The organism is Fluviicoccus keumensis (assembly GCF_004217445.1).
Lineage (GTDB): Bacteria > Pseudomonadota > Gammaproteobacteria > Pseudomonadales > Moraxellaceae > Fluviicoccus > Fluviicoccus keumensis.
In genome coordinates this window covers 163,086-186,243 of record NZ_SHKX01000013.1, presented here as the reverse complement: position 1 = coordinate 186,243, position 23,158 = coordinate 163,086, and the positions used below count along the sequence as shown (strand labels likewise).

22 protein-coding genes are annotated in these 23,158 nt (G+C 63.1%); 5 read left to right on the top strand and 17 right to left on the bottom strand.

Annotated features, from left to right (window positions below):
- Positions 1 to 16: 16 nt before the first annotated feature.
- The gene (ovoA, locus tag EV700_RS11720; RefSeq protein ID WP_130413987.1) at positions 17 to 2,125 is read right to left on the bottom strand and encodes a 5-histidylcysteine sulfoxide synthase; all 2,109 of its coding nucleotides are present in this window, start codon (positions 2,123 to 2,125) and stop codon (positions 17 to 19) included.
- A gap of 315 nt (positions 2,126 to 2,440) precedes the next feature.
- Between ovoA and EV700_RS11715 the strand changes: the two genes are divergently transcribed.
- A complete protein-coding gene (locus EV700_RS11715; protein WP_130413985.1) occupies positions 2,441 to 3,121 on the top strand; it encodes a response regulator transcription factor in 681 nt (226 codons plus the stop codon).
- Positions 3,114 to 4,577 carry a sensor histidine kinase gene (locus EV700_RS11710; RefSeq protein WP_130413983.1) on the top strand — a complete coding sequence of 488 codons (1,464 nt, stop codon included), beginning with the start codon at positions 3,114 to 3,116 and terminating at the stop codon, positions 4,575 to 4,577. Before EV700_RS11715 ends, EV700_RS11710 begins: the two co-directional genes overlap by 8 nt.
- On the opposite strand, the gene EV700_RS11705 is transcribed toward EV700_RS11710, so the two are convergent.
- The 4 genes from EV700_RS11705 to EV700_RS11690 all read right to left on the bottom strand — a co-directional run bounded on the left by EV700_RS11705 (position 4,574) and on the right by EV700_RS11690 (position 8,178).
- Positions 4,574 to 5,044 (bottom strand): DUF4124 domain-containing protein, encoded by a 471-nt coding sequence (locus EV700_RS11705; protein WP_130413981.1) that lies wholly within the window; start codon positions 5,042 to 5,044, stop codon positions 4,574 to 4,576. The genes EV700_RS11710 and EV700_RS11705 overlap by 4 nt on opposite strands.
- 82 nt (positions 5,045 to 5,126) lie before the next feature.
- A complete protein-coding gene (amt, locus tag EV700_RS11700) occupies positions 5,127 to 6,632 on the bottom strand; it encodes an ammonium transporter (RefSeq protein WP_165391451.1) in 1,506 nt (501 codons plus the stop codon).
- 50 nt (positions 6,633 to 6,682) lie between these two features.
- The gene (gene glnK, locus EV700_RS11695) at positions 6,683 to 7,021 is read right to left on the bottom strand and encodes a P-II family nitrogen regulator (RefSeq protein WP_130414574.1); all 339 of its coding nucleotides are present in this window, start codon (positions 7,019 to 7,021) and stop codon (positions 6,683 to 6,685) included.
- 59 nt (positions 7,022 to 7,080) lie between these two features.
- Positions 7,081 to 8,178, bottom strand: coding sequence for an outer membrane beta-barrel protein (locus tag EV700_RS11690; protein ID WP_130413977.1), 1,098 nt, complete (start codon positions 8,176 to 8,178; stop codon positions 7,081 to 7,083).
- A 249-nt stretch (positions 8,179 to 8,427) separates the two neighbouring features.
- On the opposite strand from EV700_RS11690, the gene EV700_RS11685 reads away from it, so the two are divergent.
- Complete coding sequence (locus tag EV700_RS11685) at positions 8,428 to 8,682, top strand: accessory factor UbiK family protein (RefSeq protein WP_130413975.1); 255 nt, start codon at positions 8,428 to 8,430, stop codon at positions 8,680 to 8,682.
- Between the two features lie 56 nt (positions 8,683 to 8,738).
- Positions 8,739 to 10,229 (top strand): YifB family Mg chelatase-like AAA ATPase, encoded by a 1,491-nt coding sequence (locus tag EV700_RS11680; protein WP_130413973.1) that lies wholly within the window; start codon positions 8,739 to 8,741, stop codon positions 10,227 to 10,229.
- 2 nt (positions 10,230 to 10,231) lie between these two features.
- Here the strand turns inward: EV700_RS11680 and EV700_RS11675 are convergent, their stop codons facing one another.
- On the bottom strand, positions 10,232 to 12,733 hold the full coding sequence (locus tag EV700_RS11675) for an alkaline phosphatase D family protein (RefSeq protein WP_165391450.1): 2,502 nt from the start codon (positions 12,731 to 12,733) through the stop codon (positions 10,232 to 10,234).
- Between the two features lie 202 nt (positions 12,734 to 12,935).
- Between EV700_RS11675 and EV700_RS11670 the strand changes: the two genes are divergently transcribed.
- A complete protein-coding gene (locus EV700_RS11670) occupies positions 12,936 to 13,493 on the top strand; it encodes an LON peptidase substrate-binding domain-containing protein (protein WP_165391449.1) in 558 nt (185 codons plus the stop codon).
- Here the strand turns inward: EV700_RS11670 and EV700_RS11665 are convergent, their stop codons facing one another.
- The 11 genes from EV700_RS11665 to EV700_RS11620 form a co-directional block, all read right to left on the bottom strand.
- Positions 13,494 to 15,191 (bottom strand): potassium channel family protein, encoded by a 1,698-nt coding sequence (locus tag EV700_RS11665; RefSeq protein WP_130413967.1) that lies wholly within the window; start codon positions 15,189 to 15,191, stop codon positions 13,494 to 13,496. It abuts the gene before it with no gap.
- Positions 15,191 to 15,571, bottom strand: a complete 381-nt coding sequence (locus EV700_RS11660; RefSeq protein ID WP_130413965.1) for a DUF6394 family protein — start codon at positions 15,569 to 15,571, stop codon at positions 15,191 to 15,193. The genes EV700_RS11665 and EV700_RS11660 overlap by 1 nt, the downstream gene beginning before the upstream one ends.
- Before the next feature lie 45 nt (positions 15,572 to 15,616).
- Positions 15,617 to 16,072: an HIT family protein gene (locus EV700_RS11655; protein WP_130413963.1), complete on the bottom strand. Its 456-nt coding sequence runs from the start codon at positions 16,070 to 16,072 to the stop codon at positions 15,617 to 15,619.
- On the bottom strand, positions 16,073 to 16,855 hold the full coding sequence (locus tag EV700_RS11650) for a hydroxypyruvate isomerase family protein (RefSeq protein WP_130413961.1): 783 nt from the start codon (positions 16,853 to 16,855) through the stop codon (positions 16,073 to 16,075). It lies immediately after the preceding gene.
- Positions 16,856 to 16,905: 50 nt separating this feature from the next.
- Entirely contained in the window at positions 16,906 to 17,631 is a 726-nt protein-coding gene (locus EV700_RS11645) for an START domain-containing protein (RefSeq protein ID WP_165391448.1), read from the bottom strand.
- Positions 17,632 to 17,662: 31 nt separating this feature from the next.
- Positions 17,663 to 18,421, bottom strand: a complete 759-nt coding sequence (locus EV700_RS16855; protein ID WP_165391447.1) for an SRPBCC family protein — start codon at positions 18,419 to 18,421, stop codon at positions 17,663 to 17,665.
- 86 nt (positions 18,422 to 18,507) lie between these two features.
- On the bottom strand, positions 18,508 to 19,242 hold the full coding sequence (locus EV700_RS11640) for an START domain-containing protein (protein WP_130413957.1): 735 nt from the start codon (positions 19,240 to 19,242) through the stop codon (positions 18,508 to 18,510).
- A 141-nt stretch (positions 19,243 to 19,383) separates the two neighbouring features.
- Positions 19,384 to 20,097: an START domain-containing protein gene (locus tag EV700_RS11635; protein ID WP_130413955.1), complete on the bottom strand. Its 714-nt coding sequence runs from the start codon at positions 20,095 to 20,097 to the stop codon at positions 19,384 to 19,386.
- Positions 20,098 to 20,202: 105 nt separating this feature from the next.
- Positions 20,203 to 20,868 (bottom strand): START domain-containing protein, encoded by a 666-nt coding sequence (locus EV700_RS11630; protein ID WP_130413953.1) that lies wholly within the window; start codon positions 20,866 to 20,868, stop codon positions 20,203 to 20,205.
- Between the two features lie 264 nt (positions 20,869 to 21,132).
- On the bottom strand, positions 21,133 to 22,275 hold the full coding sequence (locus EV700_RS11625; protein ID WP_130413951.1) for an acyl-CoA dehydrogenase family protein: 1,143 nt from the start codon (positions 22,273 to 22,275) through the stop codon (positions 21,133 to 21,135).
- A 36-nt stretch (positions 22,276 to 22,311) separates the two neighbouring features.
- Positions 22,312 to 22,980, bottom strand: a complete 669-nt coding sequence (locus tag EV700_RS11620) for a class I SAM-dependent methyltransferase (RefSeq protein ID WP_130413949.1) — start codon at positions 22,978 to 22,980, stop codon at positions 22,312 to 22,314.
- Between the last annotated feature and the right edge of the window lie 178 nt (positions 22,981 to 23,158).

Here is a 23,158-nt window from a genome sequence, read left to right as displayed (position 1 = left end):
GGCGGCGGGGGCGGGTTCAGACCCGCTCCCACACCGTCACTTCCGCCACCGAGTGCTGGAATTTCCGCTTCGTCTCGCGGATCACGAACGGCACGTCCACCGCCTCGCCCACCCGCCGGAAATGCCGGCCCAGCAAGGCCTGCAGACCGTCCAGCGTCGTTACCGTCTCGCCGTCGCGCTTGAAACCGCCGATCCATGCCTCGCGCGGGGTGTGCTCGGTCAGCCAGGTGTAGGGCGAGGTCAGCACCAGCAGGCCGCCGGGATTGATCCGCTCGTGGATCTGGCCCAGGAACAGCGCCGGGTTGTACAGCCGGTCGATCAGATTGGCGGCCAGCACCAGATCATAGCCGCTGAACTGCGGTTTCAGGTTGCAGGCGTCGCCCTGGAAAAACTCCACTCTGGATCGCGTTTCCTCCAGCCCGTGTTCGGCCAGCGTGCGGGTGCAGTAGCTCACCAGTTCGCCCTCGTCGGTGCGGGTGTAGCGCAGCCGGCCCTGTTCGGCCATCTGCACGCCCAGTCCAATGAAGCGCGCCGAGAAATCAATGCCGGTCACCCGCTCGAAATGCGTCGCCAGCTCGAAGGTGGCGCGTCCGGCGGCGCAGCCCAGGTCCAGCGCGCGGCGGGCCGGACGGTCGCCCATCGCCGCCACGCACAGTTTCGCCAGGCTTTGCGAAAAGTTCGCCACGCCGTAATGCAGGTCGCCGTAATGGAATTCGGCGTATTCCGACAGCAGCCGGTCGGTTTCGTACAACGACCCCGGCACCTGCGCCGGTGCGGCGGAGACGATGTAGCGGAAGCCCGCGTGCTGGAAGAAATGACGGCGGAAGGCGTAGCGCGAATCGGCGCGTGACTCGTTGCCGCAGGCAATCCACGAGCCGCCCTTCATCAGGTTGTGGCGGTCGTCGAAAGTGGGCGTGGAAAAATCGTCATACCACGGGTGCACCGCGAAACCGTCGAAGGGGTAGATCGGCGTTTCCGTCCATTGCCAGACGTTGCCGGTGACGTCGTAAAATTCGCCGTGCGCGAAACGGTTGACCGGGCACGACGAGGCGCCGTGATCGAGATGCAGGTTGGCGGCGGCGGGGCGGTCTGCCGGGATATCGGCCAGACCGCAGGCGTCATACAGGCGCCGCCATTCGTCCTCGGTGGGCAGGCGCACCGGCAGGCCGGTCTTCGCCGCCTTCCAGCGACAGAAGGCGCGCGCCTCCAGGCAGTTCACTTCCACCGGCCAGTCCCAGGGCATCGGCACTTCTTCGGTCATCAGCCGCAAGCGCCATTCCCCGTCGCGGCGACGCCAGAAGGTCGGGTGCGCGGCGGCGGTGAAGCCCAGCCAGCCGCGCCCTTCCTCATCCCAGAATTCCGGGCGGCTGTAGCCGTTGTCCTCGACGAATTCGCGGAATTCGCCGTTGCTGGTCAGGTAACGGGCGGCCTCGAAGGCGGGCACGGCGGCTTCATGGCGGCCGTATTCATTGTCCCAGCCATACACCGGGTCGGCGACATCCCGGCCCAGACGCACGACCCCGGCGGCTACCGGCTGCAGGCGGTTTTCCGGGGCGGGGCCGCTGTCCCGGCCGGGCTGCCAGTCGGGGTGCGGTTTCACAAAGGACAGCTCATGCTGGCGGATCAGCACTGACGAGGTTTCCAGATGGATGCGCTCGTGCTCGATGCCCATCACGATCGCCCACCACGGATGTTCCCAGCCGATCGGCAGCGTCAGCGGCGCATGGTCGATGACGGCGCAGACCAGTTCGCGCACCTGGCGGCGGTAGTCGCGCACCTCGGCCACCGACGGCCAGTCGTAGTGGGCGTCATTCAGGTCATCCCAGCTCATTTCATCGACGCCGACGGCGAACATCGACTCGAAGCGCGGGTTCAGACGCTCCTGCACCAGCCGCGCCAGCAGCAGCTTGTTGATGAAGAAGGTGGCGGTGTGCCCGAAATAGAAAATCAGCGGATGGCGCAGCGGAATCGGTTTGCGCACATAGGTTTCTTCACTCGCCAGGGTTTCGAACAGGCTTTCATAGCGATCGAAAGTGGCCGTGAAATAATCACGCAGCGTGCGGCGGACCGTGGCGGCATCGGGGCCGTCCAGGCGCGGCGTGCGGGGGAAAAGGCGTGACGTCATCGGCGGATCTCGCGTCGGGAGCGGACAGGCCGCAGGCGGAATACCGTTAGATACCACAGGAAGCGCGACAATTGAAAGTCAACGAAAAATAACAGATGGAAGGACTGTTATCGGGACACACAAACGGGGAAGATGCAACCGGAGGGGCGGAAGGATTAAGAGAGGGGGTGTCGACAGTAGCAACCCCGAGTGGGGAAGAGAACCAGACAGACGACAAACTGTCTTTCCGAAGCTGCTACTGTCAACACCCAGAACCTCGCCGCACGTTTATAATAAGCCGGTCAAGCTTTCACCAACCTTTCAAAAAATAGCCATATGCGAATTCTTCTGGTCGAAGACGATCTGCCCATTGCCGAAGGGCTGCGTCATGCGCTGCGTCGTGAAGGCAACAGCGTCGATGTCGCCCATGACGGGCTGGTGGCGCGCGAGGCCTTGCGGCAGGAAGCTCCGTATGAGGTGATCATCCTCGATCTGGGCCTGCCGCGGCTGGACGGCCTGACGCTGCTCCGCGAATGGCGCGGACGCGGTATCACCACGCCGGTGATCATCCTGACCGCCCGCGACGAGTCCGGCGACCGCATCCAGGGTCTGGACAGCGGCGCGGACGATTATGTCACCAAGCCCTTCGATGTGAACGAGTTGCTGGCGCGCCTGCGCGCCGTCACCCGCCGTTCAACGGGCGGCGCGGTCAACGAACTGGCGCTGGGCGGCCTGCGCATGGACCGCACCGCCCGGCGCGTCTATGCCGGTGACGAGGAAATGGGTCTGTCGCCGCGCGAGTACAACCTGCTGGAGCTGCTGCTGACGCGCGCGGGCAAGGTGGTCAGCAAGCCGCAGATCCAGGAGCACCTCAGCGACTGGGATACCGACCTGAGCGACTCCGCCATCGACCTGTACATGCACCGGCTGCGCAAGCGGCTGGAAGGCACCGGCGTGCAGTTGCGCACCATCCGCGGCTTCGGAGTCATGTTGCAGGCCGGAGCCGCCGGTGGCTGAGCCGGTCGTCTCGCGCCGCGAGCGCCGCTTGCGCGGGAAGGTGCCCCGGCTACGCCGGGTTTACAGCCTGCGCGGCCGTTTGCTGCTCTGGATGCTGATTCCGTTGCTGCTGGTGCTGTCCTGCTCTGGCGTCATCGCCTACTACCAGGCCATGTACTACGCCAACAGCGAGTACGACCAGACGCTGTACAAGCATGTGCATTCGCTGGCGCAGCTGGTGGAAAGGCGCGGCAACCGCATCGTGTTGAACATGCCCAAGCAGGCGAAGCGCATGTTCCTGTGGAATGCCTTCGACACCACGTATTACCAGATTCGCACCGAGAAGCGCGTCATCGCCGGGGAGAAGGTCTTCCCCGTTCCTCAGGGCAGGGTGCTGAAGTACGACGACACCATGATCTACGATGGCGACTTCAAGGGAACGCCGGTGCGGGCCGCGCAGCTGCTGCTGGACCTGCCTGAACTGGAGGAAACCGTCCAGATCAAGGTAGCGCAGACCCAGTTCCGCCGGCAGAAGCTGACCAGCAAGATTTTGCTGAGTGTGGTGGCGCCGCAATTGGCGCTGATTTTTATTGTCTTCCTGGTGGTCAGCGTCGGGGTGAATCGCAGCCTGCGGCCCTTGTCCGCGATTACCCGGGCGCTGGAAAAGCAGACGCACCAACGGATTTCCCCGGTGCCCGACGAGGGCGTGCCGCGCGAGGTGCAGCCCCTGGCGCAGGCGATCAATGACTTGTTGCAGCGGCTGGATGAGGCGCTGGGAGCGCAGCGGCGGTTCATTGCCAATGCCGCCCACCAGTTGCGCACGCCGCTCACCGCCATCCGCTTGAACATGGAGCGGCAGGAGAATGCCGACTCTCCCGCCGACCGCGACGAGGCCGGCAGACATCTCCGTACATCCGTGGAGCGGACTATCCGCCTGTCCCGGCAATTACTGACATTGGCGCGGGCCGAGCCCGAAAGCCTGCGTCAGTCGGCACTGGAGTCGATCGATCTGGTGGCGCTGATGCGGGAAGAAGGCAGCGAATGGGTGCCGGTGGTGCTCGATGCCGGCGGCGAGTTGAGCCTGGAAGCGCCGGAAACGCCGATCCGCATTCTGGGTCATGCGGTCCTGTTGCGCGAGTGTGTCAGTAACCTGATTGACAACGCGCTCAAATACGGGGGGCCGGGCGTGCGGATCGCCTTGCAGGTCGAAGCGCAGCCGCAGCCGTCCTTCACGGTTCTCGATAACGGGCCGGGTATTGATCCGGAAGTTGGCGACCGGATTTTTGAACGCTTCTTCCGCAATGACGAAGGCGGCGAAGGCGCCGGGCTGGGATTGTCGATCGTCAAGGAAATCGCCCAGCTGCATGGCGCCCGCATCGTGCTCGGGCCGGGCCTGGAAGGCCGCGGCCTGCGGGTATCGCTGGTGCTGCCGCTACCGGAAGCCGCCATTGTCCCGGCAGGGCAGCGGGCCGGTTAGCGGCATTTGGCCAGGGCGCGGTTTACCTGTTCCTGCTGTTTGGCGATTTCCTCATCGGTGTGATACTTCCGTTCGCCCTTGTCATCCAGCGAGTAAAAGCGTCCGCCCTCGTTGTACTGGCGCTGCTGATCGCGCAGCGTGGCGCAGTTCTGCTGCTGGGCGTTCCGTTGCGCGGTCGCCTTGCGCTCGGCCTCCGCTTTCACCGCTTTTTCTTCGTCCAGGGTTTTCAGCATGCGCCGCTGACGCGCTAAGGCGTCGTCATTGCCGGAGGTGCTGGCGGGCGCGGCGCTGGGCGAAGGGGCTGTCCCTCCCGGGGTGCGGATGTCCACAGTCCGTGATTTCTGGTTGGCGGGCGGCTTGTCGGTGAAGTGCACCTTGCCGTCGGCGTCGGTCCACTGGAAGATTTCGGCGTGACAAGGCAGGGCCAGGCAAAGCAGTGTCAGGCAGGCTGGGATGATGCGGGACATGTAACCTCCGGTGTTGACGGCCAGTAAATGAAAACGGAGGCCGAAGCCTCCGTTCCATTGTAGCTGACCGAACCGGAATCGGTTAGTCGTTGTAGGCGCGCTCGCCGTGAGAGGTAACGTCCAGACCGATACGCTCGTTCTCTTCGTCAACCCGCAGGCCGATGGTCATGTCAACCAGCTTGTAGGCGATGAAGGAGACCACGCCGGACCACACGATGGTGGTGCCGACGGCAATCGCCTGGATCTTCACTTGGCCGAGAATGTCATAGCCCGGAGCCACGCCGTTGGCGACATAGTCCCAGATGCCCACGCCGCCCAGCGAAGGAGCCGCGAACACGCCGGTCAGCAGCGCACCGAGGATACCGCCGACGCCGTGCACACCGAACACATCCAGCGCATCATCCGCACCCAGCAGCTTCTTCAGGCCATGCACGCCCCACAGGCAGATGATACCGGCCAGCAGGCCCAGGGCCAGCGCACCGCTCACACCCACGAAGCCGCAAGCCGGGGTAATGGCGACCAGACCGGCCACCGCGCCCGAGATGCCGCCCAGCAGGGAGGGCTTGCCCTTGAAGATCCATTCCGCGAACGACCAGGACACAGCAGCGGCAGCGGTCGCGACCCAGGTGTTGATGAAGGCGAGACCGGCGATGCCGTTGGCTTCCAGAGCGGACCCGGCGTTGAAGCCGAACCAGCCGAACCACAGCAGCGAGGCGCCGATCATGGCCATCACCATGTTGTGGGGAGACATGGATTCCTTGCCGTAGCCGACACGCTTGCCGATCACATACGCACCCACCAGACCGGCGACAGCGGCGTTGATGTGCACCACGGTGCCGCCCGCGAAGTCCAGCGCACCCTTCTGGAACAACAATCCGGCCGTTGCAGTAGCGGCGGCGGCGGCGTCAGCCGTCGTGTAGGCATCCGGACCGGCCCAGTACCACACCATGTGGGCGATAGGCAGGTAGGAGAAGGTGAACCACAGTACGGTGAAGGCCAGCACACCGGCGAACTTGGCGCGTTCGGCAAAAGCGCCGACGATCAGGCCGCAGGTGATGGCGGCGAATGCGCCTTGGAACACGATATAGATCATTTCGTGGATCGTGGTCGCCTTGCTCCAGGTCGCCGCCAGCGAATCGGCGGTGACGCCGTTCAGGAACACCTTCGACAGCGAGCCGAAGAAGGCGTTGCCCTCGGTGAAGGCGATACTGTAGCCGTAAATCATCCACAGGACGGTGATCAGCGAGAAGATGGTGAAGACCTGCATCAGCACCGACAACATGTTCTTCTTGCGCACCAGGCCGCCGTAGAACAGGGCCAGGCCGGGGATGGACATCAGGATGACGAAGGCGGCCGACATCATCAGGAAGCCGTCATCCGCCTTGTTGGTGGTAGCGGGAGCCGGCGCGGCAGCGGCGGGAGCCGCCTCAGCCGCCGCCGGAGCGGGAGCAGCAGCCGCAGCGGGCGCCGGAGCGGCAGCCGTCACGGCAGGGGTAGCCGCAGCAGGCGCGGCGGCCTCTTCGGCATAGAGCGGGGCGGCGCTGAACAGGGCGCTGCTCAAACTCAGGGCAATAAGGAACTTTTTCACGGTGGTTCTCCACGTGATAGCCTGAAAGGACAAAGGGTTTGGGGCTGGGGTCAGACGGCGTCGACGCCGGTTTCGCCGGTGCGGATGCGGATCACCTGCTCCAGGCTGCTGACAAAGATCTTGCCGTCGCCGATCTTGCCGGTATTCGCGGCCTTGGTGATGGCCTCGATCACCTGATCCAGCAGGTCGTCGCCGATGGCGACTTCGATCTTGACCTTGGGCAGGAAGTCCACGACGTACTCTGCGCCACGGTAGAGTTCGGTGTGGCCTTTCTGGCGGCCGAAACCCTTCACTTCGGTGACGGTGATGCCCTGCACGCCGATATCGGAGAGGGCTTCGCGAACGTCATCCAGCTTGAACGGCTTGATGATGGCGGTAACCAGTTTCATCATGATGCTCCTGAGAAAGGGGCCCCTCCCGAAAGGGGAAGGGAGGTGGCCCAAAACGGTTAGAACTTGTACAGGCCTTCCACCGCAAAGTACTGTTGCTTGTCGGTCGCGGCGCTGTCCTTGGTGTAGCCCTTCTGGTTCGACTTGTCCTGACGCAGCTCGCCGCGCAGTTCGAAGTTATCCGCCATGGCGTAGCCCACGGTAGCGGTGTAGCTCTTCACCTTCTGCGCCATGCCGCCGACGGTGCCCAGCTTCAGGCCGCCCTTGTCGTCAAACTGTTCCAGGCGCAGCGAGCCGCGCAGCTTGTCGGTGAACTGGTAGTTGGTGTACAGGTTGATGGCGGTCCACTTGGCCTTGTCGCCCGCGACCACGGCGCTGGCGCCGTCACGGCTGCCCTGGTCGTAGTTGATGACGAAGGCCAGCGGCTTGATCGGCTTGATCGTCACCACCACGTCCACCAGGGTCTGCTTCTGCGAGGGCGAACCTTCGCCGCCGGTATAGCCGTAAATGGCGCCGCTGATCAGGTCAGAGGGAGCGAAGCTCACGCCCAGTTCCGTGGTCTTGCCCTTGTTGCCGTCCTGCAGCTGGTCCCAGCCGTTGTTGCTGCCCAGATACACGGTCAGGTTGCTGGCCACGGCATAGGACAGGCGCACGCCGGTATGGGTGAACGGCAGGGCGTTCAGGAACGCCACCGAGCGCGAAATGTTGGTGTTGCCGGTGGGGGCAATCACTTCGGCGCCGGCCAGCGTGTTGAACTTGCCGCCAATCACCGTCAGCGCACCGCTGGTGTACTGCACGAAGCCTTGGGTAACATCAAAGTCGTCAGCGCTGGCGCCGGCCGAATGGATCGACTTGGCGTCGGTGCCGGTGGTGACGTTCAGCAGGGCGCCGAAGCCTTCGGTCGGTTGCTTGGCGATGGTGACCGAGGCCTGCTTCAGCGTGAAGGTGCTGGGCGAGGCGCTGTCGAAATAGTTGGCGCTGGCGCTGCCGGCGTCGGTATCAAAGTGGGTGTAAGCGCCATCGACATAGCCGGAGGCGGTGATACCGGAGGCGCCGAGCACGTCGCCCAGGGTTGGCGCGGCGGCGGCGTGTGCAACGGCGGCACCCATGGATAACTGACCCAGGACAATCGCGCAGCTAAGTTTGGAAAGCTTCATTCTGTGACTCCTTAAACAGCGTTGTGTTCAGACTGGAAAACGTCTTAAAGTGGGTTGCCAGTTATGCTTTGCAGAAGCCGTGCCAACTTGTGGCAATACCTTGTCACAAAGGGTTTACAGGCCGAAACAAACTGCAATACTTGCCGTTGATGCCGCCTTTTGGCCCCGAACTGCCGGCGGCGTGCGCAAAACTGGTGCGCATGTGGGGAAAATTCCTTCTATTGGTGCAATTTTTGGGCGGAGAAGAGCATGGCCCTGGATAATTTGGTGCAAACGGTGCGTGAGCAGTTGCGGGCGCGCTTGAATCAGGCGGATCAGACCGGCCTGTGGCAAGAGGTCGACCGCAACCTGAACGCGGTGCTGACCGAGGTTTTCGCCAAGATGGACCTGGTGACGCGCGAGGAATTCGACCGCCAAAGCGCGTTGCTGAGTGAAGCGCGCGTCAAGCTGCAGACGCTGGAGACGCAGCTGAAGGCCTTGGAGGCCCTGGCAAAACCGGTATAATCCGCGCCCCGGCGTCCGACGGATGGACGCCCGCTTCATTACAAGGAATGTGCATCATGTCGCTCGCCCTCGTCCGGACCCGCGCCGCTATCGGCCTGTCCGCTCCCCTCGTGACGGTGGAAGTCCACCAGAGCAATGGTCTGCCTGCCCTGACCATTGTCGGTTTGCCGGAAGCCGCCGTGCGCGAAAGCAAGGATCGGGTCCGTTCCGCCTTGCTCAACGCCGGTTTTGAATTTCCGCAGCGCCGCCTCACCATCAATCTCGCGCCCGCCGACCTGCCCAAGGAGGGCGGCCGCTATGACCTGCCGATTGCCTTGGGCATCCTTGCCGCCAGCGGCCAGATTCCGGCGGAGGCGCTGGAGGACCGGGAGTTCGTGGGTGAACTGGCGCTGGCGGGCGAATTGCGCGGCGTGCCGGGCGTGCTGTCGGCCAGCCTGGCGGCGGGACGGGAAAACCGCGCTCTGTTTGTGCCTGCCGAAAACGCCGGGGAAGCGGCGAGGCCGCCGCAATCGCGGGTGTTCGGCGCGGCTTGCCTCGGCAGCCTGTGCGCGCACTTGCAGGGCGACACGATGCTGCCGCGCGCCACCCCCTCGCGCCCGCTGAATCCGGTTCGCCCCGCCGATCTGGCCGACGTCAAGGGCCAGCACCGCGCCCGCCGGGCGCTGGAGATCGCGGCGGCGGGCGGGCATTCGCTGCTGATGATGGGGCCGCCCGGCACCGGCAAGACGCTGCTGGCCTCGCGCCTGCCCGGCATTCTGCCGGAGCTGGACGAGGCCGCCAGCCTGGAAGTTGCCACCATCCATTCCGTCGCGGGCCAGCCGGATCACCCCTTGGGCCTGCCGCCGTTTCGCGCTCCGCACCATACCGCCTCGGCGGCGGCGCTGGTGGGCGGCGGTTCCAATCCGCGTCCGGGGGAAATCACGCTGGCGCATCACGGCGTGCTGTTTCTGGATGAACTGCCCGAATTCGACCGCAAGGTGCTGGAAGTGCTGCGCGAACCGCTGGAGTCCGGGCATGTGGTGATCTCGCGCGCGGCGCGGCAGACCACCTTTCCCGCCGGATTCCAGCTGGTGGCGGCGATGAATCCCTGTCCCTGCGGCTATCTGGGCGACGGCAGCCCGCGCTGCCGCTGCACGCCGGAGCAGGTGGGGCGTTACCGCGGCAAGTTGTCCGGGCCGTTGCTGGATCGCATCGACCTGCATATTGAAGTGCCCGCCCTGCCGGCGGCGGCCTTGCGGGACGCGAAACCGGGCGAGGATTCGGCGGCGGTGCGGGAACGGGTGCTGGCGGCGCGGGCGAGGCAGCAGGCGCGACAGGGCGCGACCAACCGGACATTGAGTCCGGCGGAACTGGATCGCCATTGCGTGATGGGGGAAAAGGAAGCGCGGTTACTGGAGCAGGCGATGCAGCGCTTGAGGCTGTCGGCGCGCGCCTATCACCGCGTGTTGCGGGTGGCGCGCACCATTGCCGATCTGGCCGGTTCCGAGTCGCTGCAGACGGCGCATCTGACCGAAGCCATTACTTTCCGTCTGCTGGACCGGCAGTAGCCTCAGCTGACCGTCAGCGCCGTCGAGTCCTTGTTGACGGTGACGGTCTTCACCAGGGTCACCACTTCTTCCGTTTTCGGCGGCGTCCGGGTGCCGCCGCTCACCACCATCGGCATGGTGTGATGGAACTTGGTGACCACCTGTGTTGGCGTGACCTTGACCGTGGCAAAGCCCTGGGTGCTGGTCTGCACGTACTTGATCCACGGATTCTGCACGGGTGGCGCGCCGGCGCCGCCGGTATAGGGATTGGGAATGGTCAGCCCGGCGGCGGCGGCCATCGCCTGCAGCGTCTGGCCCATGTTCCCGGCCAGGGTCTCGTTCAGGGTGTTGACCGGGGTGTAACCGGCCGCCGTGGCGCGCTTCAGGTATTCCTCGAAGGCGAAGCGGTTGATGTCGTTCTGCTGCTTGGGGGACAGGGTAGCGAAGGCGATCTGTCCGGCCGGGGTGCCGACATCCAGCGAACCGGTGGGTAGCAGCGTCGTCAGCTGTTTCACCACTTCGGTACGCACGCCCTGGTACAGCAGCATGTTGCCTGAGGAATAGACCAGCGGCCGCAACGCCCGGAACGGATTGGTGCTGGTTTCCAGCGTATTCACATAGCCCAGCGGATCGGCCTTGCGCGCTTCCAGCACGGCTTTGACTTCATCCTCGAAGCTGCCCACCACCCCGGCAAGATAGCTCCAGAAGCTGGAGGAGCTGATCCCGGCGGTGACCAAGTCAACCAGCGCCGAGTCACCCTCGGTGTAGGCACCGTAATTGGCCGGGACTTCCCCGGCGTAGAAGGCGTGGATGTCGCCGGTGATCGCCACCACATTCTTGACGCCCGCACCCTTCAGGAAGCCGGTCAGGGCGGTGCGTTCGGCGGCATAGCCATCCCATTGGTCGGCGTTGACCAGATAAGTATTGAGCAGGTTCTTCAGCGTGCTGCTGCCCGCCGCCGCCAGCGCATTGGCCTGGGCGACGATGGCGGGCAGGGCGTTCAGGTTCAGCGCCATGCGCAGCAGCGAGACTTCGTTGCCCCAGAATTTCCAGGTTGAGGGGCTGGTGGCCATCTTGGTTTTCCACCAGTCACGCTGGGTCTTGCCCATGACGGAGACCAGCGCCAGCCCGTCGTCATAGAGCGTACCGGCTTCGGCGGCTGTCAGGGTCGAGCCCGAGGGGTCCATCTGCAACTTGCCCAGGATGCCCTTCAGGTAGTTCTCGACGGGTGTGTTGCCGGCTGCGTTGGCGGCATCGGCTCCCGCCTGCAGTGCAGCCATCATCTTGCCGCCCTGAACTTGCAGGAAGGTAGGCTCCGGCACGAAGTAGCGCGCGCCGATGCTGCCCAAAGGCTGGCCGCTGGCCGGGTTGGGCGTGGCTTCGGGCAGTACGTGGTCGGCGCGGTACAGGCGTTCGTCAGTCATGACGAAATGGGCCAGGGTGCCGAATTGCAGGTCGCGGTAAATCTTCACCGTGGCGAAGTTGCTGGCCACCGATTCGTCCAGGTCGGGCACGTCGGCGGGCATGAATTCGAACCAGGCGCGGTTGGCGGCGCGACGGCGTGTGGTCTGACGGGTGTCGGTTGCGGCGGAGGTGGAGGGCGCACCCAGTTGCTCATTGGAAACCGGGAGCACGCCGTTGACTAGCGTGACCGAGCCGTTGTCATAGGTCTCGTTGTTCTGCCAGCAGTCATCCGAGAATTCGTGGTCGTCCCAGATGGCGATGATGGCGCAGCGGGCGTGCAGCTCCTGCAGGCGGGAGTCGGTGCGGTACCGCTTGTACAGGTAGCGGTAGTCTTCCAGCGTGGTGGCCACGTGCGCGGTGGTGCTGCCGGGTTTCAGGGTCTGGCTGGGCAGCATCAGTTTGGTGTGGCTGCTTTCCGGGCTTTCGGACTGATAGCTGTCGCCGGCGGCTTCATAGATGTAGTCGCCCAGGTGCACCAGGAAATCGATGTCCTGCTGCATCAGCGCGTTCAGGCCCACCCAGTGGTTGACGCTCCAGTCCTGGCAGGAAACGAAGGCGAAATTCAGTTCGGCCGGGCTGGCGGCGGCGGCCGGGGCAGTCTTGAAGCGACCGATGCGGCTGACGCCGGTGCCGGCCTTGAAACGATAGAAATAGGTGGTGGCCGGGTTCAGGCCGGTCAGCTTGTGGCGGAGGGAGTTGTCATGCGCGGCCTGGGCGCTCAGGGCGATCGCCGGGATCAGCAGCGTGGTGAAGTCGGTGCTGGCGGAAATTTCCAGTGTCACGGCAATGTTCGCCTCGCCGCTGCCAACCTGGGCGACATCATCGGCCGCCGCCATGACCACGCGCGTCCAGAGGATGATCGAATCCGGCTTGGGATCGGCGGACATGACGCCCTGCGGGAATTTATGGCTGCCGGTGGTGCCCGGACGGCTGAGCGGGTCGCCGGAAGGGGCGGGCGCCGGAGCCGGATCGTTACTGCTTCCTCCGCAGCCGGGCAGGCCGAAGACAGCGACCGAAGTGGTCAGGAAGCCCATGTTCTTGAGTAAATCACGGCGTTTCATGAGTGCCATTCTCCCGAGGGTTATTCTTTGTTTGAGGTTCTTGTTTTATAGACAACGAATGTGAAGCCCGTATTCAAGCCTAGCGCATTTTTGGCGGCGGGCTGCATTTTTTTCCTGTGTGCTTGTGTTGCTCTCCCGTTCCGCCGCATTTGGACTAGGCTTGATGGAAAGTCTGGGCATTCCGGGGCGTGCAGGTACGGGCATGAATACAGAGCTGGCGCTGTTCCCATTGAATCAGGTGCTGTTTCCCGGCGGAGGGACGCCGCTGCGGGTGTTCGAGCTGCGTTACCGGCGCTTGCTGGAAGAGTGCGGCAAGACCCATCCTTTCGGGCTGGTGCGCATCCGCTTCGGTCAGGAAGTGGGCGATGCCGCCTTTCCCTTTGATATCGGTTGCGCCGCTTACGTGGTGCAGCGCATTGCGCTGGCGGACGGCAGCCTGGCCATCGAGGTGGTGGGCGACCGGCGCTTCCGCATCCTGTCCTTGCGCGTGGAGGAAGACGGCCTGACCCGGGCGTCCGTGGAGTGGCTGCCGCCGGATCCGCGGGTGGCCATCCCGGCGCACCTGAAGCCGGTGGCCGATTCCTTCAGCGAATGCGGGGAGCGTCTGGAGGATGCCGGGGCGCTGGCCTGGAGGCTGGCGGAGGCGCTGCCGATGTCGCTGGACGAACAGCAGGACCTGCTGGAGGAGAATGACCCTTCGCAGCGTCTGCACCGGGTCAAGGACTGGCTGCTGCGCCATCCGGATGATTTTGTCGCGTGATCAGGAGCGGTCCGCGTCTTTCCGGCGCGAGGCCAGCCAGCGCCAGATCAGTCCGTCCGGGCGGTTGACGCCGTCCAGCACATAGGCCAGCACCTGTTCGTCCCGCAGGGTCAGCGACAGCCAATAGTGGGCGCCCGGCTTGCCCGCCAGCAGCAGCGTATCGTTCGGCCGCAAGGTCAGCGTATCTTCATCCGGCCCGGCCAGGAACTCCCGGCCGCGCAACAGGGCCACCACATGCAGGTTCAGGCGTTCCGCGCGGTTGCGGTTGTCGCGCAGCAATTCACCCAGGCGTATTTCCCGATGGGCGCCGAACCAGGCAAATATGGCGGGCGACTCGGCATGGTTCAGGCGTACTTCCCAGACCCGGGTGTCCTCATGCGGTAAATGTTCCAGCAGCCGCTGCACCGTCACGGAAGGCATATCGCGCAGGTGCTCCTGCAAACGAGGCAGCATCGCCGAGGTCATCGCCGCCAGACACTGTCGCGCCACCATGACGCTGGGCACCATCAGCATGTCCGGTTTCAGCGCCTGGAACAGCAGGGCACTGTGGTCATCGTTCTGGCGCAGGATGACATAGATGTCCGGGTTGATCTGCCGCGCCAGCGCCACGATCGCCAGGTTGCGGGTGTCGTTGTCGGTGCCGACGACAATGCCCGCCGCGTGCGGCAGATAGGCCTCCTTCAATTCGTTCAGTTCATTCTGCCAGACGCCCTCGAACTCCTTCGGTGAGGCATTGAGCAGGGTCGGGTCGACCGGCGTGCAGGGACGACCCGCCTCCGTCAGTGCATCCACCACCAACCGTCCGAAACGCCCGTAGCCGCTGATGATCCATTGCCCTTCGGGGCAGGGGCGGTCGCTGAGACGGCCGGTGCCGTGGGTCGGGGTCAGGCGGGTAAACAGCGTATGCGCTTCCGGATTGGCCAGCAGCAGCCGCAATTCGTCGGCGAAGGCGGTGAAGGGGTTAACCAGCATGTCGGTGCCGAAGGCCAGCACGCTTTCGGCGATGCTGGGGGTTTCCGAGCGGCAATAAACGGGCACATAGGGGTTCAGCACCCGCGCGGCGGCGGCGATGCCGAGATTGGTCGGGTCGTCGGAGGTCAATGCCAGCACGCCCGCCAGTTGCGGGTGCGACAGACCGGCCGACATCAGCACCTCGGCGTCGCGCGCGTCGGCCAGCAGCGCCGGGATGCTCAGCCCGTGGTCATGCAGCTCCAGCTCGAAGATTTCCTGTTCGCGCTTTTCCAGCACCACCACCCGCTGCCCTTCATGGCCCAACCGGTCGCACAGCAGCGCCCCGGTCTGGCCGTAGCCGCACAGCAGCCAGAACGGTTCGCGGATCAGCCGCACCTGACGGCTGAAACGCCCGCGTTTCATTGCTTCCAGAAAGGTGCGGTCCTGTACCAGCGCCATGATGGCCGCCAGCAGCCAGGCCCACACCACCACCGACAGGTAAATGCAGAACGTCACCCACATCCGCTGGCCGTTGGTGAAGGCGTAGGGAATTTCCCCGAAACCGATGGTGGTGGCGGTATAGCTCATGAAGTAGAAGGCGTGGAACCAGCTCATCGCCACCGGCTGACCGTTGTTGTCCGCGCCGGGAATCAGCACCAGCCCGGTGACGCTGATCGCGTAACTGAGGATCACGGCGATGATCGGCAGCCGCAGCCGCCGCAGGGCGATGAAAAGCGCCGTGTTCATCAGCGGCGGAACATCACGGTTTCGGCAATCAGCAGGATCAGCGACACGAAGTTGGCCAGCATGGCGCCGCCGGACAGCGAAACAATGCTGGCCATGGCGCTGACATTCATCTCCCCGACCACCTGTGTCTGGTAGCCCCACAACATGGCGGCGGCCAGCAGTTGCAGCACCGCCACCAGGCTGGTGGCCAGCTGGGTGGCGCCCATGTGCGAGCGGTCGCCGAATTTCAGCGAGGTGGCGATCAGGTTCACCACCAGGGCGGCGGCGAATTCCCCGACATGATGCAGCTCGGGCCGGTCGATGTCGCCAATGAAAAATCCGAAATTCAGCGTGGCAGCCAGCACGATGAAGAAGGCGAAGATGACTTTTTCCAGATTCATGGCGTTATCCGTAGCAAGGGTAAAGGCGCGGGCATCAAAACGGGCTCATTCCGGCAGGCGGCGCAGGGCCTCCCGGACTTCCGAGGCCTGTCGCTCCAGCTGTTCGCGGCGGGTTCCGCCGCGCAGCAACTGCACCGGCTTGCCAAAGATGCCGCCGACAAAGGCCAGCACATCGCCGTCATAGCGCGGCAGTACGTGCAGGTGCACATGCGGCACGGTCTGGTGCGCCGCCTTGCCGTCGTTGATGTTGAAATGCAGTGCTGACGGCTTCAGTGAGGTGGCGCGCAAGGCCTGCCCGATGCGGCTGCCGGTTTCCAGCAGGTGCGCCCGTTCGGCGGCGGTCAACTGGTGCACGAACTGGGCATGGCGCTTGTTCACCACCAGGATATGACCGGGGCGCATGGGGAAGAGATCCATGAAAGCCAGGCAAAGCGCATCTTCATAGACGAGCGAAGCCTCGGCCTCCCGGGCGGCGATGGCGCAAAAGATACAGTTTTTCATTCAGGATCCCCGGTAAGGCTCGAACCAGCCCAACGACTCCAGCGTATGACCGGTCGGATGGTATTCCGCGCCGCAATAGCCATGGTAGCCCAGCCGGTCCAGCTGGTTGAACAGTGCGGGATAATCAATCTTGCCGGTGCCCGGCTGGCCGCGGCCCGGCACATCCGCAAACTGGATATGGCCGATACCGTCCAGGTTTTCCCGCAGCGCTGTCATCAGGTCTTCGCCCATGCGCGTCATGTGGTAGCAATCAAACTGCATTTTCAGGGTCGGATGATCCACGGCTTCGCGCATTTCCTGCATATGCGCCATCGTGTTGATCATGAAGCGGGGCATGTCCCAGGTGTTGATGGCTTCAAAGGTCGTGGTGACGCCGATGGACTGGAAGGCTTCCGCCGCATAGCGCAGGTTTTGCGACAAGGTCTGCAGGCACTCCAGCAACTCCTTGTCCTGCGGCTGGCGTCCGGCCAGCACATTGACACAACTGACATCCAGCGCCTCGGCGTAGCGCAGCGCCTCCATAACGCCCAACCGGAACAGTTGCTCGCGGCCGGGCACGCAGGCCAGCCCGTCGCCGCCCTGCATCAGATCGCCGGCGGGCACATTGATCAGCACCAGGTCCAGCTCGTTGATATCCAGCTCGCGACGAATGTCGTCGATGGACAGCTCATAGGGAAACTGGATCTCCACCGCCTCAAAACCGGCGGCGCGCGCGGCGCCGAAGCGGTCAAGCAGCGGATATTCACGAAACAGCAGGGACAGGTTGGCGGCAAAGTGCGGCATGGTCAGATTTCCGGGCCGGAAGTAACGACGGCCATGGCGGCTCCGTTGTTTTATGGGAAGTAATCAAGGTCATAGACGGGGAACGGCAGGCGCTTGCCCTTGTCATATTCGCCGGACTGCAGCTGCCGCTGCATCGCCAGCACAATGGTATACGGTGCGCTGCGCTGCACAAAGTTGGCGGCCCAGACCGGCACCTTGCCGCCCGGATCGACATAGCCTTCCGTTTCCATCAATACCTTGCCGTTCCCCATCGGTGTGAACTTGGTGTACATCTCCTGGGCGGGCAGCCGCACCAGCGGCGGCTTTTCGGGCAGGTAGTCCGGTTCGGCGGAAATCCGCACCACCACGTATTTCTGGCCCTTGTTCTGCGGAACAACCACGCCGCGCAATACGGCATCCCGGTCGGGGAGTCCGGCGGGCGCGCGATGCACCAGATACACCAGGTATTCGGTCGGGGATACCTGCTTCAGCAGTTTCGATTCCTTGACCTGCCAGTACCATTTGTCGTAGTTGGCGAAGTCCAGCATCAGCCGCGCCACGGCCTCGACGGAAGTGTTCAGTTCAGCCTCCACCTTGAAGGAGCGGTAGCGCTTGCCGTCTTCCTGGCGCATCCAGGTCTTGATGTTGCGCTTGCGATCGAAACGCACCAGCCGCCATTCATTGGTCAGCTGCGTTTGCAGTTCATCCAGATCGTTGTCATCGTTGGATTGAGCCAGGGCGGGCAGGCATGACCACGCCAGTGCGGCCAGCAGAAGCCAGGAAAGCAGTCTTTTCATGAGCTCTCTCGCAGGGATATCGGGCATCCGCTCAGGGCGCCGGCGCTTCTCCGTGGCGAAAGACCGGGAAGGGGAGCGGCGCGTTGCTGCGCACATATTCTTCTTTTTCCACCATGCGCTGGATGTTGACGATGATACCGTAGGGCGCACTGCGCTGCACAAAATTCGAGGCCCATGACGGCACCTTGCCGCCCGGATCCACATAGCCTTCGGACTCGATCAGGATGCGGTCATCCGGCTGCGGCGTGAAGCGGATATTCATGTCCTCGGCGGGCATCCGCACCAGCGGCGGCTGCAGCGGCATGTAATCCGGTTCTGCGCGAACCCGCAGCAGGACATGGGGCTGCGTAGCGGTCTGCGGTTCTACCACGGCGTGCAGGATCACGTCCCGGTCGGGCATGCCGTAGGGAGCGTTATGCACCAGGTACAGGAAGTATTCGGTCGGCGACACCTGTTTCAGCAATCGGGATTCGCGCACCGACCAATACCAGCGGGGATAGCTGCTGAAATCCAGCATTAGCCGGGCCAGTGTTTCCGGCGAAGCGGAGACCATCGCCTCCACCTTGAAGGAACGGAAGCGTTTGCCAGGTTCCAGCCTGGCGAAAGTGCGGATATTACGCAGCCGGTCATCCTTGACCAGTTGCCATTCCGCCGTCATCGGCATTTGCAGTTCACGGAGCTCTTCCTGGGCGAAAGATACGCCGGGCGCCAGGCCGACATCCGCCAGAAGGAGGGCCGCACAAAGGGTGTTAAGCCCCCGGCGAGGGGAGGTGTGGGGCAGCGTGGTCATGCGAAATGGATCACCTGAACGGCGTTGAATCTTGAACCTAACGCACTTGCCGCCCGCCTGCAACCGTGAGCGCGGTTAAAGTCGACTCAGGGATGGGCCGTTGTCTGTTCGTAATCCTGAACCGCGAAGGGAATCGGCGTGTTGCTGTTGCGGTATTCCTCGCGCAAGACCATGCGCTGGAATCCCATGATGACCGTGTACGGCGCGTTGCGTTGGATCAGGTTTGCATCCCAGGAAGGCACTTTGCCGCCCGGATCAATGAAGCCTTCCGCTTCCACCATGACCCGCTGCCCCGGCAGCGGCGTGAAGCGGATGGTCATGTCTTCAGCGGGCATCCGGACCAGTTTCGGGACTTCGGGCATGTAATCCGGATCGGCCTTGACTTTCAAAACTACGAAATTCCGGTCACGGTTTTGCAGTTCCAGCGTGGCGCGCAGGATCACGTCGCGGTTGGGCAGGCCATAGGGTGCGCGGTGAATAATATAGATGTGGTAGTCGGTCGGGGAGGTTTGCTTCAACTGGCGCGATTCCATGACCTCCCAATACCACTTGTTGTAATTCGGGAAGTCCAGCAGGACCCGTGCGATGGTTTCCATCCGGGTATTGAGAATGCCTTCCACCTTGAATGAACGGATATTCTTGTTGTCTTCCAGCTTGGCATAGGTGCGTATCTGCCGCTGGCGATCCTGCTTTATCAGCCGCCAGTCATTGCCAAGACGTGACTGCACTTCCTGCCATTCCTGTTCCGCGAGTGCCGGGGCGGCCAGGATCGCCAGCAGACCGGACAATGCCAGGGTTTTCAGGGTGGAGCGTAAAAGCATGCGGGGCAATTTCCTTGAACCGGGTTCCAGCGCGATATTGTGTGAAATTTTGCCGATTAAAGGGCTGGTTGACGGATGAGCGGTTGGCAGGAGGCGATGAGTGGTACGAGGCGGCCCTGACAGGCCGCCCCCGTATTGACGTCAAGGATTGTTGTTGACGTAGAACGGCAAGGGTTTCTTGTCGTTGACGTAGTCGTCCTGCGCCATCTGGCGGCGCATCCCCAGCAGGGTGATGTAAGGGGCGTTACGCGAAACGAAGTTGATGGCCCACGGCGCCATCTTGCCGCCCGGATCCACATACCCTTCGTTGGTTACCAGGAATTTGTTGTTGCCCATCGGCGTAAACCGGGCGACCATGTCTTCCGCCAGCATGCGCACATAGGGCGGCTTTTCCGGGATATAGTCAGGCAGGGCGTTAAAACGGAACTGCACATAATTCTTGGACGGGGTCTGCGGTTCAATGGTCATGCGCAGCACGATGTCGCGATCCGGAACGCCGTAGGGAGAGTCATGCACGACATAGATGATATATTCGGTCGGCGACACTTTCTTCAGCATTTTTGACTCGATCACATTCCAGGACCAGCGGCCGTAGTGGTCGAAATCGAGCACGACACGCATCAGGCTTTCAATGGTGCCGTCAAAAACCGCTTCCACCTTGAAGGAGCGGAAGCGCTTGCCGTCCTCCTGTTTTACAAAGGTCTTCATATTGTGCAAGCGGTCATTCTTGACCTGCACCCACTCATTACCCAACTTGGTCCGGAATTCATCAAGGTCATCGTCCGCAGCGAGGGCGGATCCGGACAGAAGGGCTGCGCAAAGCATGACGGACAGTTTGTTTAGCCGTATTTTCATGATTCAGCTCCAGCGGAGATTCTTGTTATCTAAAAGCTTTCCTTGAGTAAGGGTAGGCGCATATCCGGTAAAGGCAAGCGCCCTTTCATGGCTTCGCTCCGGAAGTCAGTTGTTCGGATCCAGAATGGTAAAAGGCAGGGGTGTCCTGGCCTTGGCGTACTCATCCAGCCGAATCATCCGTTGCAGCCCCACCATGACGCTGTACGGGGCGCTGCGCTGAATGAAGTTGATGGCCCAGGTCGGCACCTTGCCGCCCGGATCAATATACCCTTCGGCCTCGACTTGCACCTTGTTGCCGGGCAACGGGGTGAATTTGACCGTCATGTCCTCCGCCGGCATCCGCACCAGTGGCGGCTTGGGTTCGGTAAAGTCCGGAACCGCCTTGACGCGCAACGTCAGCGACTTCTGGGTCTTGCTCTGCGGCTCCACGGAAGCGTGCAGGATGACGTCGCGATTGGGCAGGCCGCCCGGCGCGCGATGCACCATATACATGTAATATTCGGTGGCGGAGACTTTGCGCAGCAGTTTGGAGTCGAGGACTTCCCAATACCATTTACGGTAGTTCTCGAAGTCCAGCAGAACCCGGGCTCCGGCCTCGGCGGTGCCTTCCAGTTCGGCCTCCACCTTGAACGAGCGATAGCGCTTGCCGTCTTCCTGCTTGGCGAAGGTCTTGATATTACGCAGGCGGTCGTTCTTGACCTGAACCCATTCGTTGCCCAGCTTGCCTTGAAGCTCGTCCAGTTCATTTTCATCGTTGGCGGCATGAGCCATGGGTATGGCCGAGACCAGCAGTGAAGCCGCCAAGAGAGTCCGTATTGCGCGCCGCATAATGCCTCCAACGGAATTTGTTATTTTTATGCCGGAGTGGTTCCGACGTATTGATCAAAGTCAGATTAACCCACTTCGTAAGCAATAATCGTGATTATTTATAGTGCGCTTGAAACATTTTGACAATATTTCGTCACGGCGAGGGAGGGTAGGGGATTCGTCGGGGAATGAACGCCATCCATCCGGATGGCGTCGATTATCGAATGATTAGCGACCAACCAGGGAGCGGGCGATCACTTCCTTCATGATTTCATTGGTGCCGCCATAGATGCGCTGGATACGGGCATCGACATAGGCGCGGGCCGCCGGGTACTCCAGCATGTAACCGTAGCCGCCGAACAATTGCAGGCAGGCGTCGGCGACGCGGCCCTGCATGTCGGTGCTGGCCATCTTGGCGGTGGCGGCCTGGGTGGCGTCCAGCTTGCCTTCCATGTACTGACGCACGCACTGGTCGACAAAGGCGCGGTTGATGGCGATGTCGGTGTGGCAGGTCGCCAGCACGAAGCGGGTGTTCTGCAGCTGGCTGATCGGCTTGCCGAAGGCCTTGCGTTCCTGGGTGTAGGCGATGGTGGCGGCCAGCAGGCCCTCGGCGGACGCCACGGCGCAGGCCGACAGGTTCAGGCGTTCGCGTGGCAGCTCGTTCATCATGATCGCGAAACCGCGGCCTTCACCGCCCAGCAGGCTGTCGGCGGGCAGGCGCACGTTGTCGAAGAACAGTTCCGACGTGTCCTGGGCATGCAGGCCCATCTTTTCCAGGTTGCGGCCGCGCGCGCAGCCGGGCAGGCTCATGTCCACCAGGAACAGGCTGACGCCCTTGGCGCCGGCGGTCGGATCGGTCTTGGCGGCGACAATGACCATGCCCGCGTGCTGGCCGTTGGTGATGAAGGTCTTGGAGCCGTTCAGCACGTAGTGATCGCCGTCGCGGACGGCGGAGGTGCGGATGGCCTGCAGGTCAGAACCGGCGCCGGGTTCGGTCATGGCAATCGCCCCGACCACTTCGCCGGAGGCCATTTTCGGCAGCCATTGCTTGCGCTGGGCGTCGGTGCCGATGTGCAGTACGTACGGGGCGACGATATCGGAGTGCACGGACAGGCCGGTGGCCAGCGAGGCGAAGTTGGCGCGCGAGGCTTCTTCCAGCACCACCATCGAATACAGGTAGGACACGCCCGAACCGCCCAGGTCTTCCGGTTGGTCCACGCACAGCAGGCCGTTTTCACCCATCTTCAGCCAGACATCCTTGGGGATGATGCCTTCCTTTTCCCACAGGTCGTAGTGCGGCTTGATTTCCTTGTCCAGGAAACGGCGAACCATGTCGCGGAATTGTTCGAGTTCGGAGTTGTGGTCGGTCATGGTCGGGCCTCGTGAGCGCGTTGGGAAAGTGCCGGATTATTTCCAGGCGGTGAACAGGGCGGCCATGCCGTCCTGATGGATTTCGTAGCGGCTGAAGGACGCGGCCAGCGCGGCTTCCAGCGCGGCGGGGGAGTCTTCGCGGTTGCCGAAGATGCCCCGGCGGTTGTAGAGGGCCATCACGCCCCGCGCCAGCAGGTTTTGCGGCACGCCCCGGCCCAGCAGGGTGGAGCCGAACAGCACGCCGCCGGGATTGAGCAGTCCGGCCAGATTGGCAAAAGCCTGTTGCTTGCTCGCGGGCGGGCCGGGCAGGCAATGCCAGACATAATTGAAACCAATCGAATCAAAGCCCGGCAGCGACGGCATCCGGTCGGAGAGGATATCGGCGATGACGCCGGCCGGCTGCACGGCGGCCATGGCGGCGGAGGCGACTTCCAGCGTGTTCGGATTCAGGTCCATGAAAACCAGGCGCGGCCTCAGCACCGGGAAACGCACCTGCTTCAGGAAAAAGCCGGTGCCCGCCCCGACTTCCAGATGGTTGGCGGACGTGTATCGGGCGTAGTGGGCGTGCAGGCGTTCGGTCGAGCACTCCCAGAACCAGCGGTTGGAGACGCCGTGCACCCAGAAATCATAGAGCCGGAGCGCGTTCTTGCTGTAGACGGCCGCGCCGGCGGCGGTATCGGAACGGGGGGCGGAGGAAGGGTTCATCGGGATCTCCGGTCGGTGTGCGGACCGGCCTGCGGCAATGCGGGTCGGGAGGACGAATGTATAGTCGGCGTGACAAAAAGGAAAGTCCACAGGCCAGCCCTGACATTGCTATGACAAAATCTGGCCCGAATTCACCAAAATGCCCGCCGGTTTGCCGTGTTGTGTCAATGCCGGGGCG